Consider the following 16955-nt stretch of genomic DNA (forward strand, 5'->3'; position numbering starts at 1 on the left):
CGGCCCCATGCACGCCACGGCGACCGCGATGCTTCGCCACGACGGTGCGCGCGAATGCCTGCGCGTGCGGATGCTGCACGCTAAGATGCCTGCATGCAGGCACGGCTGACCGCATTTGTCCCCGACAGCGCCGCTATCACCCGCTCCCTGAGCCCAGGTGAACGGCTACGGATCGGCCGTGGCGACGACTGCGATCTGTTGCTGGCGCACCCCTCGATATCGCGCCTCCACGCCGAACTCGTCGTCAGCGGCGACCGCTGGCGCCTGACCGACCTGCGCAGCAAGAACGGCAGCTTCGTCGAAGGCGCCCAGGTCGCCTCCACGCTGCTCGAATCCTCCTGCTGGCTGCGCTTCGGCGACGTGCACTGCGAATTCGCGGCGCTCGACGCTGCCGCGGTGGAAGCCGATGCCCGGCGCTGGCACGAGCGCCACGGCGCCGCTGCCGCCCATACCGTCCGACTCGACACGATCGCCCATGGCGGCGACCCGGAAGCCGCTCCCGGCCAGGCACTGCTCGAAGCCAGCCTGCGCGCGGTGGCCGAGCTCGCCGGCTGCAGCCGCGGCTTCCTGCTGATCGACGAGCACGATCACTACCGCGTCCGTGCGGCGCTCGCGCTCGACCCGGCGCAGATGGTCGGACGCGAATTCGCCGGCAGCCTCGGGGCGGTCACCCGCGCCATCGAACAGCGCCGCGCGGTCGTGTTCAACGACATCGGCGGCGACGCATGGCCCGGCGCGTGCGCCTCGGTAGTCCAGGGCGGGTTGCGCACGCTGGTGTGCCTGCCGCTGCTCGACGATGATCGCGTACTCGGCGCGATCTATGCCGACCGGCGCGAAGCGGGGCCGCCGCTGACCACACTCGACCTGGAGCTGCTGGAAGCGTTCGCCGACCGCACCGCCCTGTGGCTCAGCGCACACCGCGCGAGCGACGCTCTGGCCCCGCGTTCGCCGGTGCCGGTCGACTGGGACCGCATCCTCGCCGGACCGGTGGTGCAGAGCGGATGAGCCAGCCCACCGCCACCGGCATCTATGCGCAAATGGATCTCGCCCCCGGCACCCTGCTGGCCGGGCGTTTTCGTATCGAGGCGCTGCTCGGCGTGGGCGGCATGGGCGTGGTCTACCGTGCCCGCGACATCGCGCTCGACGTACCGGTGGCGATCAAGCTGTTGCGGCCGGAACTGGCGATGCGGCCGGATTCGTTCGAGCGCTTCCGCCAGGAGCTGCTGCTCGCGCGCCAGGTGTCGAGCCCGCATGTGGTGCGCATCCACGACCTCGCCCAGCACGACGGCCATTGGCTGATCAGCATGGACTACGTCGATGGGGAAGGACTGGACCATCGCATCGACCGTGACCCGCTGCCGCTCGAGGATGCGCTGCGGATCGCGCGACAGATTGCGCTCGGCCTGCAGGCGGCGCATGCGCGCGGGGTGGTGCATCGCGACCTCAAGCCGGCCAACGTGCTGATCGACCGCCAGGGCAATGCCTACATCAGCGATTTCGGCGTCGCCCGCTCGCTCGCCAGCAGCGGCCTTACCCACGCCGGCATGGGCGGCGTGGTCGGCACGCCCGACTACCTCTCGCCGGAGCAGGCGCGCGGTGACCCGGTCGACACGCGCAGCGACCTCTACGCGCTGGGCCTGATCCTGCACGAGATGTTGACCGGCATGCCCGCGTTCCGGAGCGCCACCGCCGCCGAGGCGATCGCGCAACGGCTGGTGCGCTCGCCGCCACCGGTCACGCGCGAACGCCCCGACCTGCCAGGCTGGGTTGCGCGGCTTGCCGAACGGCTGTTGCGACCGCAGCCCGCGCATCGGCTGCCGGATGCGGCCGCGGCGATCGAGGCGATCGATCGCCGCGCGATGCCGCACGATTTCCGCCCGCGCCGACGTGCATGGTTCGCGATGGCGGCCTTGCTGGCCCTGGTCGGTGTCGGCGGCACGCTGTGGTGGACAACACGCGACAGGGGCGCCGCCGTCGCCGCGCCGCCGCTGCACCGTGTGCTGGTGCTGCCGCTGCGCGGTGCGGCGGTGCCGGTGCCGCGTCTGGTCGCGCTGGATGCTTACCTGCGCGCAACCATCTTCGCCCTGCCCGGCGTGGCCAGCGTCGATACCGAACGAACACACCAGGCGCTGCGCCAGCTCGATGCGGCCGGCAGCGACCCCGATCCGGCCACGCTGCGTCGCCTCGTCGTCGCCGACCGCACGTTGTCCTCCGAACTGCGCCAACGCGAAGGCCACTGGTACGTGCACGCCGAACTGCGCGGGGACCGCGCCGCGGCACAGGCCCTCGACGGCCCGCCCGCGGCTGACGCCGTCGCCGCGTTCCGCGCGTGGCTGACGCAGCCGGCCCTGGGTCGCGCACTCGGCACGGATACGGCCGTACCGGAACTGCGCCTGCCCGCCGCGACTGCCACGCTCGACGCGTTCGGTGCCGCCTTGCAGGCGCGTGAGGGCGACAAGTTCGCCGCGGCGCTGGACGGTCTGCGCGCCATCACCAAGAGCGAACGCAACGATCCCGTGCTGTGGCTGGTCCAGCTCCGGCTGGCGCAGGCGATCGGCGAGCGCGACATCGCGCGCGATGCGATCGAACAGGGACAACGCGCCGCCAATACGGCGCCTGCACGGTTGCAGCGCGTGTTTGCCGCGGAGCATGCGCTGCACGACGGCGACGTGCCCGGCGCGATCGCGCAATGGCGTACGCAACTCGCGCAGACTCCCGACGATACCCTGACCGATCTGCAGCTCGCGCGCGCCCAGGGCAGCGGCGGCGATTACGGCGCCGCGATCGCCCGGTTGACGCTATTCACCACGCGCGACAGCGACGACCCGCGCGCCTGGTTCGAGCTGGGCAAGTTCTCGATCCTGCAGGGCGAAGCGAGACGCGCTGTCGACGACTACCTGGTGCGTGCGCTGGTGCTGTACAAGCGCAGCCGCAACCTCTACGGCGTGGCCACGACGGTCAACGCGCTCGGCATCGGCTACAGCCGCCTCGGCCAGACCGCCAACGCCGAGGAGCAATACCGCAAGGCAGTGGCATTGCAACGCGAGGTCGGCAACCGTCGCGGCGTGGCCACCAGCCTGCGCAATCTTGCCAACGTGCTGAGCCTGCGCGGTGCCTTCGACGAGGCGGGCGACGAGCTCGCGCAGGCCCGCGCGCTGAATGCCGAACTCGACGACCGCGAGGGTCTGGCCGCAGTCGACAACGAACTCGGTGTGCTCGCCGAGGAACGCGGCGACTATCGCGGCGCGCTCGAAGCCTACCGTCGCGCCCTGCAGGGCTGGCAGCAGGCCGGCGACGCGCACGGACTGGCGCAGGCGCTCAACGATATCGGCTTCGCCAACTACCAGCTCGGCCACTACGACGATGCGCAGAGCTACTGGCAGCGTGCCGCAGAGAGCGACGCCGGACTCGGCGACACCGGTCGCATCCGCACCGGGCAGAACCTGGGCCTGCTGGCTGCAGCGCGCGGCCGCTGGCAGCAGGCCGGCGAACTGCAGCAACGCGCACTGGCCGAAGCCGAGAAACAGCAGATGCCCGAGGAGACCGCCGTGAGCCGGCGCAACCTGGCCGAACTCGCGCTGATGCAGGGCGACGTGGCCGGCTCGCTCGCCCAGGCCGACAAGGCGATCGCCCTGTTCCGCCAGCGCGAGGACCGGCGTGGCGAAGCCGACACGCGCCTGCTGCGCGTGCAGGCCCTGCTCGCCGCGGGCGCCGCAACCGACGCGCAACGCGAACTCAAGCCACTCGAAGCGGGCGACGCCGGCGCTTCCCGCGAACAGCGCGCGCGCGTCGAAATCGCGCGCGCGGAGCTGGCGCTGCATGCCGACCAGACGCGCGAGGCGAGCGCGGCACTGGATCGCGCGCAGCCGTTGGCCGACGCCTCGGGCGTGCGCGAACTGCAGTTGCGGGTGGCGCTGCTGCGCGCACGCATCGACCCGCGCGCCGATGCCGGACTGGACGCGGCGACTGCAGCGCTCGGCAACGCCGAATTGCGGCTGGACTGGCTGACCCTGGCGATGCAGCGTGCGCTTGCCGCGCACGATGCCGCCGCCGCGCTGCGCGCCTACCGCGAGGCGACCAGCCTGATGCGCGGCAGCGAGGTGCTCGATGCGGCGCAAATCCACACCCTTGGCGCACGCGCCCAGCGCCTGGCCGGCGACAACCCCGCCGCGGCAGACGCCGAGCACGCCGCGACTGTCGCGCTGGCCGGCTTCCGCGCCAAACTGCCTGCCGACCTGCGCGGCGCGGCCGGCACATCCGTCCAGCGCATGGGAATGGGCGAAACTACGCCATGACTCGCGATGCTCCCCCCACGCCCGCCGAAGCCCGGATGCGATACCAGCAGCTGCTGCAACGACTCGAAGCGAACGAGCGTGAGTTCCACCGTCTGGGTCGCTCGGTGTTGCGCGTACAGGAAGATGAGCGGCGCCGCCTCGCGCGCGACCTGCATGACGGCATCGGCCAGAACCTGACCGCGCTCAAGCACCGCCTCGCGCAGATCGGCGATGCATTGCCGGCGGAACTCAAGGCGTTGCGCGCCAGCCTCGACGACGCGGTCACGCTGTGTTCCGACACCCTCGACGATACCCGTCAGCTCTCGCGCCTGCTGCGTCCGCCGATCCTCGACGACCTCGGTCTCGAACCGGCGCTGCGCTGGCTGGCGCGCAGCCTGGGCGAAGCCGCCGGCATCGCGATCGCGGTGGAGATCGAGCCAATGCCAAGCCTCGATGGCGAACTGCAAACGCTGCTGTTCCGCATCACCCAGGAAGCGCTCAACAACGTGGTCAAGCATGCCGGCGCACACAGCGTGCTGGTGCATCTGGTCGAGCGCGGTGGCCGCCTGCAGTTGCAAATCGTCGATGACGGCTGCGGCTTCGACCCGGAACGCGCGCAGGCTGTCGGCGGCATTGGCCTGGGCGGCATCCGCGAACGCCTGCAACTGTTCAACGGCCAGCTCGAATTGCGCTCCGCTGCCGGCCACGGCACCCGTCTGCGCGCGCTGGTGCCGCTCGACAGCCGCTGAGCGGCGCATACCGGCCCTGCGCTTGACGCAGTTGAAGATGGCATGCAGGGTATGCCGCATGCCGCCCATCCCGATCCGCGTCCTGCTTGTCGATGACCACACCCTGGTTCGCGAGAGCCTCGTGGGCATCCTGCAAAGCGACGGCGACATAGAGGTCATCGCGCAGGCCGCCGACGGCGTCGAAGCCGTTGACAAGGCGCTGGCCACGCGCCCGGACATCGTCGTCACCGACCTGTCGATGCCGCGCTTGAACGGCATCGAGGTGGTGCGTCGCTTGCGTCAGGCTCTGCCGGACACGCGCGTGCTGGTGCTGACCATGCACCAGGAGGATCAGTACGTGCTGCAGGCCGTGCGCGTCGGTGCCAGCGGTTATCTGGTCAAGGACAGCGCTGCGGTGGAGCTGCTCGCCGCGGTACGCAACCTGCACGCCGGGCGGGGGCATTTCAGCCCGCAAGCGGCGCGCGCGCTGGCCGAACAACTGCAGCACCCCGAGCGCGTGCTGGATGACCGCTATGAGCTCCTGACCGCACGCGAACGGGAGGTGTTCCGCCTGATTGCCGAGGGACTGACCACCAAGGAGATCGCGCGCCAGCTGGCGATCAGCACCAAGACCGCGGAAAACCACCGTGCCCGCGTGCTGACCAAGATTGCCGTGCGCAACACCGCCGAGCTGGTGCGCTACGCCTTGCGCCGGGGATTGCTTGATTAGGGATCCGTCGCGCGGCCGCGACGGCACGTGCCGCAATGCGATGCCCGATGCCGGTTCAAGGGCCGCCCGCTCCGTGCCATGATGACCGCCTTCGTGCTTTCCCGCGCACCGCGCTGCGCGCCAACGATGCCACCGCATGTCCATGTCCACTGCTCTGAATGTCCCGGATGACTTCATCGAGGTGTATCCCGATGCATTGCCGGCGGCACAGTGTGCTGCGCTGGTCGAGCGTTTCGCCGCGAGTGCAAAGACCCGCCCGGGGCGGGTTGGCGGCGGCGTGCTACCCGAACTGAAGGACAGCCAGGACCTTGCCCTCAGCGACCAGGCCGACTGGCACGAGGCGGAAGCGGCGCTCAACCAGGCGGTGTTCCGCGGGGTACTTGCCTACCTGAGGCGATACCCGCATGCGCTGATCGCGCCGCTGATGCTTGAGGTTCCGGGCCCGGGCGGCACCCGCCACCGGCTGACGTCCGAACGCCTGCAGGCCATGGACGACGGTGCGCTGTCGTCACTGGTTGAGACGGTATTCCGGCCAGGGGCAATCAACCTGCAACGCTACAGCGCGGGACGCGGCGGCTATCCTTACTGGCATTGCGAGCTGTACCCGCGCGACCCGCGCGCCGACACGCTGCACCGCCACCTGCTGTGGACGATCTACCTCAATGACGGCTTTGCCGAGGGCGAGACCGAGTTTCTCTACCAGCAGCGCAAGATCGTGCCGCGCACCGGCACGCTGCTGCTGGCGCCGGCTTCGTTCACGCATACGCACCGCGGCAACCGCCCTCAGGGCGGCGACAAGGTCATCGCGACGAGCTGGGTGCTGTTCCAGCGCGCCGAGCAGCTGTTCGGCGGCGCCTGATCACTGCGCAGGACAGCGATGGCAGCTGCTCCCTGCCACCGGGCGGCCGAACAGCGTGCGCCCATGACCGTCACGCCCCGCGGAGGCCCAGTCTCGCTCTCAAGGAAAAGCTCGCCGGGTAAGCGCCTCCAGCACCGGCATGAGGATAGCCGGCGCCCGAGCGGCCCTCCAACGGGCACTCGCCCGACGGCACCGAAGCCCGGACGCGCACCGGCGAACGAATGCCGTGATTGCTGGGCCATGCGCGTGGCCGGAACCGTCCCCGCAGAGAAGTCCGGAAAAAACCCGCCTCTCGGCGGGTTTTTCGTCACATCAGGTTGCGGCCGTGGAACAGTTCCTCGATCTCGCGGCGCAGCAGCGACTCGATGCGCTGGCGCTCCTTGAACGAGAGGTCGTCGGCGTGCGACTCGAACAGGTAGGTGTCGAGGTCGAAGTCCTTGATGTGCATCTTCGTGTGGAACATGTTTTCCTGGTACACGTTGACGTCGAACATCTCGTACTTCTGGCGGATGTGCTTGGCCAGGTAGTCCTGCACCGAATTGATCTTGTGGTCGATGAAGTGCTTCTTGCCCTTCACGTCGCGGGTGAAGCCGCGCACGCGGTAGTCGCACACCACGATGTCCGATTCGAAGCTGTCGATCAGGTAGTTCAACGCCTTCAGCGGCGAGATCACGCCGCAGGTGGCCACGTCGATGTCCGCGCGGAACGTGGCGATGCCGTTGTGCGGATGCGTTTCCGGGTAGGTGTGGACGGTGATGTGGCTCTTGTCCATGTGCGCGACCACGGCGCCCGCGATCGAGTCGCGGCCGAGCTTCTCCACCACCGGCTCCTCGGAGATCAGCATGGTCACCGAGGCGCCCTGCGGGTCGTAGTCCTGGCGTGCGATGTTGAGGATGTTCGCGCCGATGATCTCGGCCACGTCGGTGAGGATCTGGGTCAGGCGGTCGGCGTCGTACTGCTCATCGATGTACTCGATGTAGCGCCGGCGCTGGTCCTCGGACACCGCGTAGCAGATGTCGTAGATGTTGAAGCTCAACGCCTTGGTCAGGTTGTTGAAGCCCTGCAGGCGCAGACGGGGAAGTGGTTTGACCACGGGCGGCTCTCCATGGCCGGTGTTCGGCCAGCAGTAGAGGCGGGTTAGCGACAAGGGTCCCCGCGGATGGTGTGAAGCACAGGCGCACAGCCTGCGCGACCCTTGTGAACCGCATGTGGCAAACTTGCCGCATCCGGAAGACCGCGAAGTATGCGGCAAAAAGAAAAGAAATTGAACCTGCCACAAGCGCCCAGGTTTGCCATAATGCCAAGCTTGCAAGGATGGTTCAGCGACACGCATGGCGCGTGGCAACGACTGCCGCTGTAATGACAACCATTCTGTAGGGGATGATCGTGGCGCAACTCAAGTACCAGCTCCAACAGGCTTTTGAACGCTCGCAGGCCCCGCTCGGCTTCGCACCCGACCCCGCCGCGATGGAACGTTTCCTGGCGCTGTGCCACCGCCGGCGCTACCCGGGCAAGACGGCGATCATCCGACCCGGCGACCCGGCCAACACCTTGTATTACGTGGTCGAGGGCTCGCTGGCGGTATGCACCGAGGACGAGCAGGGGCGCGAACTGATCCTTGCCTACATCAGCCGCGGCCAGTTCATCGGCGAGATGGGCCTGTTCGTGGAGCAGGCCCAGCGCGAGTCGATGGTGCGCACGCGCACCCCGTGCGAGATGGCCGAAGTCAGCTACGAGCGCCTGTTCCAGCTGATGGAAGGCCCGCTGCGCGAGGAATGCCCGAAGATCCTGTTCGCGATCGGCTCGCAGCTGACCAACCGCCTGCTGCGCACCTCGCGCCAGGTCAGCCGCATGGCTTTCATGGACGTCACCAACCGCATCTCGCGCACCTTGCTCGACCTGTGCCAGGAGCCGGATTCGATGACCCACCCGGACGGCACCCAGATCCGCATCTCGCGCCAGGAGGTGAGCCGCATCGTGGGCTGCTCGCGCGAAATGGTCGGCCGCGTGCTGAAGCAGCTGGAGGAGCAGCGCATGATCGACGTCTCCGGCAAGACCATCGTGGTGCGCGGCACGCGCTGATCCCGCGCGGAGGTTCGCCCTCTTCCGCCTGAACCGTCTTTTTACGAAGACTGGTCAAGGATGGCGCTTCGCCATCGGTTGCGAGACGACGCTTGGATTACGGACAGTTCTTCATCTTTGTCGGTGTCGGCTTGCTCGCCCAACTGGTCGATGGCGCGCTGGGCATGGCCTACGGACTGGTCTCCAACTCGATCCTGCTGGCGCTGGGCCTGCCGCCGGCGGTGGCCAGCGCCACCGTGCATACCGCCGAGGTGCTCACCACCGGCGTTTCCGGCGCATCGCACGCCTGGTTCGGCAACGTACGCTGGAAACTGTTCTGGCAACTGGCCATTCCCGGCGCGATCGGCGGCATCCTCGGCGCGACCTTCCTGGCCAGCGTGCCGGGTGAGGCGATCCGGCCATGGGTCAATGCCTACCTGCTGATCCTCGGCACGATGGTGCTGTTGCGCGCCTTCGGCAGGCGCTTGACCCGCCACCAGGTACAGCACAGCGGCGTGCTGGGTTTCTTCGCCGGGCTGCTCGACGCGATCGGCGGCGGCGGCTGGGGCCCGCTGGCCACCAGCACCCTGATCGCGCGCGGCGGCGGCGTGCGCAGCACGATCGGCTCGGTCAACGCGGCCGAGTTCGTGGTGACGGTCTGTGTCTCGGCCACCCTGGTCTGGCATGTCGGTGCCGGCCACTGGCCGATCGTGCTCGGCCTGCTTACCGGCGGCGTGATCGCCGCGCCGTTCGCCGCATGGCTGGTGCGCCACCTGCCCGAGCACGTCGTGATGGCCGCCGTGGGCGGCCTGATCGTGCTGATCAGCCTGGGCCAGCTGGTGCAGACGCTGCTGTAGGAGCGCGCCGCGCGCCGATCACGCGATCGCGCTCAGAACCACTCGACGCGGGTGACCGCGCGGCCCAGCGCCTTCTCGACTTTCTTGCACAGCGCAGGCGTGCCGTTGACCAGCACCGCCTCGGCCGCCAGCTTCAGCATCGCCGCGTCGTACATGGAGTCGCCGTACGCCACATGCCACTCGCTGAGTCCGTGCCGGGCCAGCGACTGCACCTTGCGCCGGCCCACGTTGTGCCACCGCGGCCGCATGCCGAGCCAGCCGGGGCGCAGCTGCGAGGCGACGATTTCCAGATTGGTCAGGCCCAGCTGCTGCAGGACCCCGCTGACCAGGGTGTGCTCGCAGCCGGTCACCACGATCACCCGGTCGCCCTGTGCCTGGTGCCGGCGCAACGCCTGCAGGCCGTCGCGGCAGAACTGCTTCGGCCGCCGCGCCAGGGTGGCCGCGAATGCATTCGCGGCCACCCGGTAACCCTGCTCGCCCAGCCCCAGCAGCGCGATGCGCACCAGCAGGCGCATCGGCAGGCGACGCGAGAACGGCAGCTGCAACAGCAGCAGCGGCGTGCTCAGCAACGCCAGCAGGCGACGCCCCCACGAGCGGCGGTAGCGCTCGCGCATGAACAGGTAGAACGCATCGCCGCGGATCAGCACGCCGTCGAAATCGAACAGCACCACGCGCGGCAATGCCGCGTCCGCCGGCGCCAGCGCTTCCTGTTCCGGCATCACGGTCACGGGATCGAGAACAGCCGCCGCAATTCGGCGCCCGGGTCTTCGGCACGCATGAACGCCTCGCCGACCAGGAACGCCTGGATGCCGCCCTCGCGCAGGCGCGCCACGTCTTCCGGCGTATGGATGCCGGATTCGGCCACCAGCACGCGGTCGTACTCGATCATCGCCTGCAGCGTCAGTGAAGTCTCCAGCGAGGTCTCGAACGTGCGCAGGTTGCGGTTGTTCACGCCGATCAGCGGCACCGGCAACGCCATCGCGCGCTCCAGTTCCTCCTCGTCGTGCACCTCGCACAGCACGTCCAGGTCGAGCTCCGCGGCCAGCAGCGACAGCTGCAGCAGCACGTCGTCGTCCAGCGCCGAGACGATCAGCAGCACGCAGTCGGCGCCGATCGCGCGCGCCTCGTACACCTGGTATGCGTCGATGATGAAGTCCTTGCGCAGCACCGGCAGCGAGCACGCCTCGCGCGCCTGCTGCAGGAACGCCTCGCTGCCCTGGAAGAAATCGCTGTCGGTCAGCACCGACAGGCAGGCCGCGCCGGCGGCCGCGTAGCTCTTCGCGATCGCGGCCGGGTCGAAATCCGTGCGGATCAGCCCCTTGCTCGGGCTGGCCTTCTTCACCTCGGCGATCACCGCCGGCAGGCCGGCGTCGATCTTCGCCTCGATCGCCGCAGCGAAACCGCGGGTGCCGGGCAGGTCCGCGATGCGCGCGATCAGCTCGGCTTCCGGCAGCCGGGCCCGGCGTTCGGCGACCTCTTCCGCCTTGCGGGCAAGAATGCGATTGAGAATGTCAGTCATGGCATCTCGCTGTGGTGTGGGAGCGCATCCCATGCGCGACAGGGGCACCGGCGCACCGGGCTGCGGCAGCTTCGCGCACCATGTACGCCTTACTGCGGATTGGCAAGCCGTCGGGTGGCTGCCACGAAGGCCTGCATTTTCGCATGTGCGGCGCCGCTGGCAATCGTGGCACGGGCGAGATCGATGCCTTCGCCGATCGAAGCGGCCACGTCCGCCGTGTACAGCGCCGCGCCGGCGTTCAGGCAGACGATGTCGTGCGCCACGCCGTGGCGCCCCTGCAGCACCTCCAGCAGCATCGTCTTCGACTCGTCCGCATTCTCCACGCGCAGGTTGCGGCTGGACGCCATCGCCAGGCCGAAATCCTCCGGTTCCACCTCGTACTCGCGCACCACGCCGTCGCGCAGCTCGCCGACCAGGGTCGCCGCGCCCAAGGAAATCTCGTCCAGCCCGTCGCGGCCCCACACCACCAGCGCGTGCCGCGCGCCGAGCTGCTGCAGCGCGCGCACCTGGATGCCGACCAGGTCGGGATGGAACACGCCCATCAGGATGTTCGGCGCACCGGCCGGGTTGGTCAGCGGGCCGAGGATGTTGAACAGCGTGCGCACGCCCATTTCCCTGCGCACCGGCGCCACCACCTTCATCGCCGGATGGTGGTTCGGCGCGAACATGAAGCCGATGTCGGTCTCGGCCATGCACGCGGCCACCTGCGCCGGCGACAGCTCGATCGCCGCGCCCAGCGCCTCCAGCACGTCGGCGCTGCCGGATTTCGACGACACGCTGCGCCCGCCGTGCTTGGCGATGCGCGCGCCGGCCGCCGCCGCCACGAACATCGCCGTGGTGGAGATGTTGAAGCTGGACGAACCGTCGCCGCCGGTGCCGACGATGTCGACGAAGTGCGCGTGCGGCGGCGCGTCCACCTTCGCCGACAGCTCGCGCATCACCCGCGCCGCGCCGGTGATCTCGCCCACGGTTTCCTTCTTCACGCGCAGGCCGGTGATGATCGCCGCGGTCATCAGCGGGCTCACCTCGCCGTTCATGATCTGGCGCATCAGCGCGATCATCTCGTCGTGGAATATCTCGCGATGCTCGATCGTGCGCTGCAGGGCTTCCTGCGGCGTGATGGTGATCGCGCGAACCTGACCGTTCATGCCGCCGCCTTCAGCGGCTGGCCCAGGAAATTGCGCAGCAGGTCGTGGCCATGCTGGGTCAGGATCGACTCGGGATGGAACTGTACGCCCTCGACCGCCAGCGTCTTGTGGCGCAGGCCCATGATCTCGTCGATCGAGCCGTCCGGGTTTTCCGTCCATGCGGTGACTTCCAGGCAATCGGGCAGCGACGACTGCTCGACCACCAGCGAGTGGTAGCGCGTCGCCTCGAACGGATTCGGCAGGCCGGCAAACACGCCCTGCCCGCGGTGGATCACCGGCGAGGTCTTGCCATGCATGATCTGCCTGGCGCGGATCACCTTGCCGCCGAATACCTGGCCGATCGCCTGGTGGCCCAGGCACACGCCGAACACCGGGATCTCGCCGGCCAGTTCGCGCAGCACGTCCAGCGACACGCCCGAATCGTCCGGCGTGCCCGGCCCCGGCGAAATCATGATGTGCGAGGGCTTCAGCGCGCGGATGCCGGCCACGTCCAGCGCATCGTTGCGCACCACCTTGACCGCCTGCCCCAACTCGCCCAGGTACTGCACGAGGTTGTAGGTGAAGCTGTCGTAGTTGTCGATCATCAGGAGCATGGCGCGCCTTGCGGGACATGGCGGCGCAGCGCGCCGGGCACGGCATTATAGCCGTGCCGCCCACTCCGGTTCCGCCACCCGCGCCAGGCGCGACTGTCGGTCCGCGCTCAGGCGGTGTCGCGCCGCGACTGCCGCGCCACCATGCTGGTGGCGGTGAGGTCGCCGGTGACGTTGCCCAGCGTGGCCAGCGCGTCGGGGATGGTGTCGACCGCCAGCATCAGGCCCAGCGGGCTGAGCGGCAGGCCCATCGCCTGCGCCACCGGCAGGTTGGTGGCGATGAAGGTGACCTGGCCCGGCAGGCCGACCGAGCCCAGGCTGATCACCACCGCCAGCAGCGCGCCGGCGAGCAGCTGCGCGGTGGACAGGTCGATGCCGTAGGCCCAGGCGATGAACACCGCCGAGGTCACGTACTGCACCGGGCTGGTCAGGCGGAACAGGCTCACCGCCATCGGCAGCACCAGCGCGGCCACCTGCTTCGGGTAGCCGAGCCGGCGATCGGCGCTTTCCAGCATCGCCGGCAGCGAAGCCAGCGACGACTGCGTGCTGACCGCCACCACCTGCGCCGGCACCAGCGCCAGCGCGAAACGGCGCAGCCGCTCCCCGCCGAAGACCACCGCCAGCGGCAGCATCATCACGGTGACCGCCAGGTACAGCAGGCACTCGACCAGCACGTACACGCCGAGCGCGCTGAGCATCCCCAGGCCCGAGCGCGCGCACACCGAAAGGATCAGCGCGAACACGCCCAGCGGCGCGATCCACAGCACCCAGCGCACGATCACGATCATCGCGTCGGCGATCGCCTGGAAGAATTCCATCAGCAGCGCGCGCCGCGCCGGCGCGAGCCGGGTCAGCGCGAAGCCGAGGAACAGCGCGAACACCACCAGCGGCAGCATCGCGCTCTGCGCCGCGGCCATGATCGCATTGTTCGGCACGATCGCCACCAGCGTGTCGATCCAGTTCGGCGCCGCCTGCGCGGCCGCGGGCACGCTGGCGTGGTCGAGCGCCGTGACCAGCGCCGGATTGTGCGGGAACAGCGAGAACACCAGCGGCGCGGCCAGCGCCGCGAACAGCGCGCCGCCGGTCAGCACCACGATGAACACCACGATCGCGCGTCGCGCGATGCGGCCCGAGGCGGCCGCGTCGGTGGCGGTGTTGACGCCCACCACCACCAGCGCCAGCACCAGCGGCACCACGGTCATCTGCAGCGCGTTCAGCCACAGCTTGCCGACCGGCTGCGCCACGTTCGCCACCTGCAACGCCACGGTTTCGTTCCAGCCGGCCAGCAGCAGGCCGATCAGCGCGCCGGCGGCCAGCCCCACCAGGACCCGGGTGGTCGCACTCACTGCGCGGCTTCCGTGCCGGCCAGCACCGGCAGTTGCCACTCGGCGCGCAGGCGCTCGTACTCGGCCTGCGGCAGCAGCACGAAGACCGGATGCTGTTGCGGTTTCAGCCAGGCCAGCAGCGATTCCATCAGCGCCGGCGTCATCGCGGTGCAGCCGGCGGTGGCGTCGGTGGGCGACTTCCACAGGTGCGCGAAGATGCAGCTGCCGCCCTGCGGCGCCGCCTGCGCGTTGTGCTCGATCACGAAGCCGAGCCGGTAGCGCTGGTCGCCGTTCGCATGCAGGTCGCGCCGCATCGGCTCGCTGGACCCCTTCACCGCGTCGGCGCCGACCACATTGGCGTCGACGATGCGGTTGTACTGCGCCGCGCCGCTGACATCCATGCAGTAATCGGTCGCAGTGAGCGCGCGGTACGGCAGGGCGGTGGCCGCGTGGGTGGCGTAGCCGAACGCCTCGCCGATGCGGAACACGCCGGCCGGGCTGCGGTTGTCGCCTTCGCGCTTGAGCGGCCCGTCGTGCTGCGGCGCGTTCAGGCCCAGACCCCAGCCGGCGCCGTTCTTGCCGATGGTCACCGGCGTGGCGGCGCGCACTTCATGCCAACCATCGCCGTCGCGCGCGAACGTGCGCAGGGTGCCATGGTCCGCGTTCCAGCCGGCGGTGGTGACCAGCACCAGCTGGCGGGCGTCGTGCCAGGGCGCGGCCGCCGTGCCGGCATGCGCGGCGCCGGCAAGCGTGATGGCAAACGTCAGCAGGGCAAGGGTGCGGCGGCGAACAGTCATCAGCTTTCCATCCAGTAGTTGAGCGTCACGCAACAAGTGTGGGAGTCCGCCAGGAGTGTTGCTCCTGCCTCGATTCCCGATTCCCGCAGTTACGGCTCCAGCATCAGCTGGATACGGTCGAGGTTGGCCAGCAGTTGCGCGTGGCGATCGTCGTGGCCTTCGCACAATTGCACGAACACGCCGTCGAGCAGATGCTGCAGCGCCGACTGGTACAGCAGCGGCTGGACGTACGGCAGCTCGTCGTGCGCCGACACCACCAGGGAAAGGTCGGCCAGCGCGCGCAGCGGGTTCGCGGTGTGCCGCGTCACCGTGATCACCTGGCCGCGGCGCTCGCGGAAATAGCGGGCGATCTTGCACAGCGCCGGATGGTTGCCGTGCTCGGAGAACACCAGCAGCACGTCGCCGGCGCTGGCCGCGGAGACGTTCGCGGTCATCCGTGCGGTGTCGAAGTTGTGCACGGTGAGGATGCCCAGCAGCGACAGCTTCAGCGCAAAGCCGCGCGCGTGGATGTCGTCCTCGCCCAGCCCGATGATGAATACCTTGCCGGCGCGGCCGGCCTGCTCGATCGCGTCGGCCACGGCCTGCAGGGTTTCCGGCGGATTGATCAGCCGGGTCGCCTCTTCCGCCTCGGACTTGCGCCGCCACAGGTTGCCGGCGGACGAGCCGCCGCCTTCGCCGCCGCTCGCCGCCGCGACCTGCGGCGTGTCGCCGTTGTCGGCGCGCGCGATCGCCTCGCCGACCGAATACTTCAGGTCCGGATAGCCCTTGAAGCCCAGCTTCTGGGTGAACTTGACCACGCTGGACTGGCTGATCCCCAGCGCATTGGCCAGTTGCTGCGAGGAGTAGTCGCGCAGCAGCTGCGCGTTCTCCAGGATGAAGTCGGCGATGCGCCGCTCCACTGCCGACATCTGGTCGCGTTCCGAACGGATTTTGACCAGCGGCGACATCAGGCTTCGATCCTCTCCAATCCGCGGATCTCGCGGATGCCCAGTCCGGGGGCGTCCGTCACCGAGATTTCCGACTCGTTGAAGATTACCCCACCGTCGACCGGATTGAACTGGCACAGCGACGGGCCGTCCAGGTCGATCTTGGTGATCACGTTGGACTTCGCCACCGCCACGTGCACCGCCGCGGCCACGCTGATGCTGGTTTCCAGCATGCAGCCGATCATGCACTCGATGCCGTGCATGCCGGCGATGTCGGCGATACGGATCGCGTTGGAGATGCCGCCGGTCTTCATCAGCTTGATGTTGATGATGTCGGCGGCGCGCAGGCGGATCAGCTCGATCACCTCCATCGGGCCGAACACGCTCTCGTCGGCCATGACCGGCGTGTGCACGCGCTCGGTGACGTAGCGCATGCCGGCCAGGTCGCGCGCCTTCACCGGCTGCTCGATCAGCTCCAGCTTGATGCCGGCGTCCTCCAGCGTCTGCAGCGCGTACACCGCCTGCTTGGCGGTCCAGCCCTGGTTCGCGTCCAGCCGCAGCAGCGCGCGCCCCTCCACCGCCGCGTAGATCGCCTTGACCCGCTCGATGTCGACGCCGATGTCCTTGCCCACCTTGATCTTCAGCGACTCGAAGCCGCGTTCCACCGCGGAGACCGAATCGGCCACCATCTTGTCGATGTAGTCGACGCTGATGGTGATGTCGGTGGTGATCACCGGGTCGCCGCCGCCGAGCAGCTTGTACAGCGGCGCGTTGTAGAGCTGGCCCCACAGGTCGTACACCGCGATCTCCACCGCCGCCTTGGCGCTGGTGTTCTTCTCCATCGAGGACTGGATCAGCTGGGTGAGGTGGTTGAGGCTGGCGATGTCCTGGCCGATCAGCCTTGGGGAGATGTAGTGGCGGATCGCGTCGATGATCGAGCCGTGGGTATCGCCGGTGATCACCGCGGTGGCCGGCGCCTCGCCGTAACCGACCTGGCCCGAGTCGGTATGCACCATCACCACGATGTCCTCCACCGTGTTGACCGTGCGCAGCGCCGTCTTGAACGGGGTCTTCAGCGGCACCCGCAGCATGCCGAACTGGATATCGGTGATTTTCATGGGCAAGCCTTCATGGAATCTGT

At 68.9% G+C, this 16955-nt stretch carries 16 protein-coding genes; 7 read left to right on the forward strand and 9 right to left on the reverse strand.

The window, feature by feature from the left end:
* Positions 1 to 93: 93 nt before the first annotated feature.
* The 5 genes from KK131_RS06120 (at position 94) to KK131_RS06140 (ending at position 6591) form a co-directional block, all read left to right on the forward strand.
* Positions 94 to 1005: an FHA domain-containing protein gene (locus KK131_RS06120; RefSeq protein ID WP_214555792.1), complete on the forward strand. Its 912-nt coding sequence runs from the start codon at positions 94 to 96 to the stop codon at positions 1003 to 1005.
* Positions 1002 to 4295: a serine/threonine-protein kinase gene (locus KK131_RS06125; protein WP_214555793.1), complete on the forward strand. Its 3294-nt coding sequence runs from the start codon at positions 1002 to 1004 to the stop codon at positions 4293 to 4295. Before KK131_RS06120 ends, KK131_RS06125 begins: the two co-directional genes overlap by 4 nt.
* Before the next feature lie 35 nt (positions 4296 to 4330).
* Complete coding sequence (locus KK131_RS06130; RefSeq protein ID WP_250887046.1) at positions 4331 to 5023, forward strand: sensor histidine kinase; 693 nt, start codon at positions 4331 to 4333, stop codon at positions 5021 to 5023.
* A gap of 58 nt (positions 5024 to 5081) precedes the next feature.
* On the forward strand, positions 5082 to 5732 hold the full coding sequence (locus tag KK131_RS06135; RefSeq protein WP_214555795.1) for a response regulator transcription factor: 651 nt from the start codon (positions 5082 to 5084) through the stop codon (positions 5730 to 5732).
* Positions 5733 to 5868: 136 nt separating this feature from the next.
* Positions 5869 to 6591: a 2OG-Fe(II) oxygenase gene (locus tag KK131_RS06140; protein ID WP_214555796.1), complete on the forward strand. Its 723-nt coding sequence runs from the start codon at positions 5869 to 5871 to the stop codon at positions 6589 to 6591.
* Positions 6592 to 6898: 307 nt separating this feature from the next.
* Here the strand turns inward: KK131_RS06140 and speD are convergent, their stop codons facing one another.
* A complete protein-coding gene (gene speD, locus KK131_RS06145; RefSeq protein ID WP_056387873.1) occupies positions 6899 to 7684 on the reverse strand; it encodes an adenosylmethionine decarboxylase in 786 nt (261 codons plus the stop codon).
* 287 nt (positions 7685 to 7971) lie between these two features.
* Here speD and crp point away from each other — a divergent pair, with 287 nt between their 5' ends.
* Positions 7972 to 8673, forward strand: coding sequence for a cAMP-activated global transcriptional regulator CRP (crp, locus tag KK131_RS06150; protein ID WP_056387876.1), 702 nt, complete (start codon positions 7972 to 7974; stop codon positions 8671 to 8673).
* A 92-nt stretch (positions 8674 to 8765) separates the two neighbouring features.
* Positions 8766 to 9509 (forward strand): sulfite exporter TauE/SafE family protein, encoded by a 744-nt coding sequence (locus KK131_RS06155; protein ID WP_214555797.1) that lies wholly within the window; start codon positions 8766 to 8768, stop codon positions 9507 to 9509.
* 32 nt (positions 9510 to 9541) lie between these two features.
* Here KK131_RS06155 and KK131_RS06160 read toward each other — a convergent pair whose 3' ends face one another.
* From KK131_RS06160 to KK131_RS06195, 8 genes are all read right to left on the reverse strand, one after another.
* Positions 9542 to 10228 (reverse strand): HAD family hydrolase, encoded by a 687-nt coding sequence (locus KK131_RS06160; protein ID WP_214556663.1) that lies wholly within the window; start codon positions 10226 to 10228, stop codon positions 9542 to 9544.
* A 5-nt stretch (positions 10229 to 10233) separates the two neighbouring features.
* Entirely contained in the window at positions 10234 to 11028 is a 795-nt protein-coding gene (gene trpC, locus KK131_RS06165) for an indole-3-glycerol phosphate synthase TrpC (protein WP_214555798.1), read from the reverse strand.
* Between the two features lie 89 nt (positions 11029 to 11117).
* Positions 11118 to 12176, reverse strand: coding sequence for an anthranilate phosphoribosyltransferase (gene trpD / locus KK131_RS06170; RefSeq protein WP_214555799.1), 1059 nt, complete (start codon positions 12174 to 12176; stop codon positions 11118 to 11120).
* On the reverse strand, positions 12173 to 12769 hold the full coding sequence (locus KK131_RS06175) for an aminodeoxychorismate/anthranilate synthase component II (protein WP_056387887.1): 597 nt from the start codon (positions 12767 to 12769) through the stop codon (positions 12173 to 12175). The genes trpD and KK131_RS06175 overlap by 4 nt, the downstream gene beginning before the upstream one ends.
* Before the next feature lie 107 nt (positions 12770 to 12876).
* Positions 12877 to 14112, reverse strand: a complete 1236-nt coding sequence (locus KK131_RS06180) for a dicarboxylate/amino acid:cation symporter (RefSeq protein WP_214555800.1) — start codon at positions 14110 to 14112, stop codon at positions 12877 to 12879.
* Positions 14109 to 14888 carry a L,D-transpeptidase family protein gene (locus KK131_RS06185; protein ID WP_214555801.1) on the reverse strand — a complete coding sequence of 260 codons (780 nt, stop codon included), beginning with the start codon at positions 14886 to 14888 and terminating at the stop codon, positions 14109 to 14111. The genes KK131_RS06180 and KK131_RS06185 overlap by 4 nt, the downstream gene beginning before the upstream one ends.
* An 89-nt stretch (positions 14889 to 14977) precedes the next feature.
* Positions 14978 to 15835 carry a MurR/RpiR family transcriptional regulator gene (locus KK131_RS06190; RefSeq protein WP_214555802.1) on the reverse strand — a complete coding sequence of 286 codons (858 nt, stop codon included), beginning with the start codon at positions 15833 to 15835 and terminating at the stop codon, positions 14978 to 14980.
* A complete protein-coding gene (locus KK131_RS06195) occupies positions 15835 to 16932 on the reverse strand; it encodes a dipeptide epimerase (protein ID WP_214555803.1) in 1098 nt (365 codons plus the stop codon). The genes KK131_RS06190 and KK131_RS06195 overlap by 1 nt, the downstream gene beginning before the upstream one ends.
* Positions 16933 to 16955 lie beyond the last annotated feature (23 nt).

It is taken from the genome of Rhodanobacter sp. LX-99, assembly GCF_018599185.1.
GTDB lineage: Bacteria > Pseudomonadota > Gammaproteobacteria > Xanthomonadales > Rhodanobacteraceae > Rhodanobacter.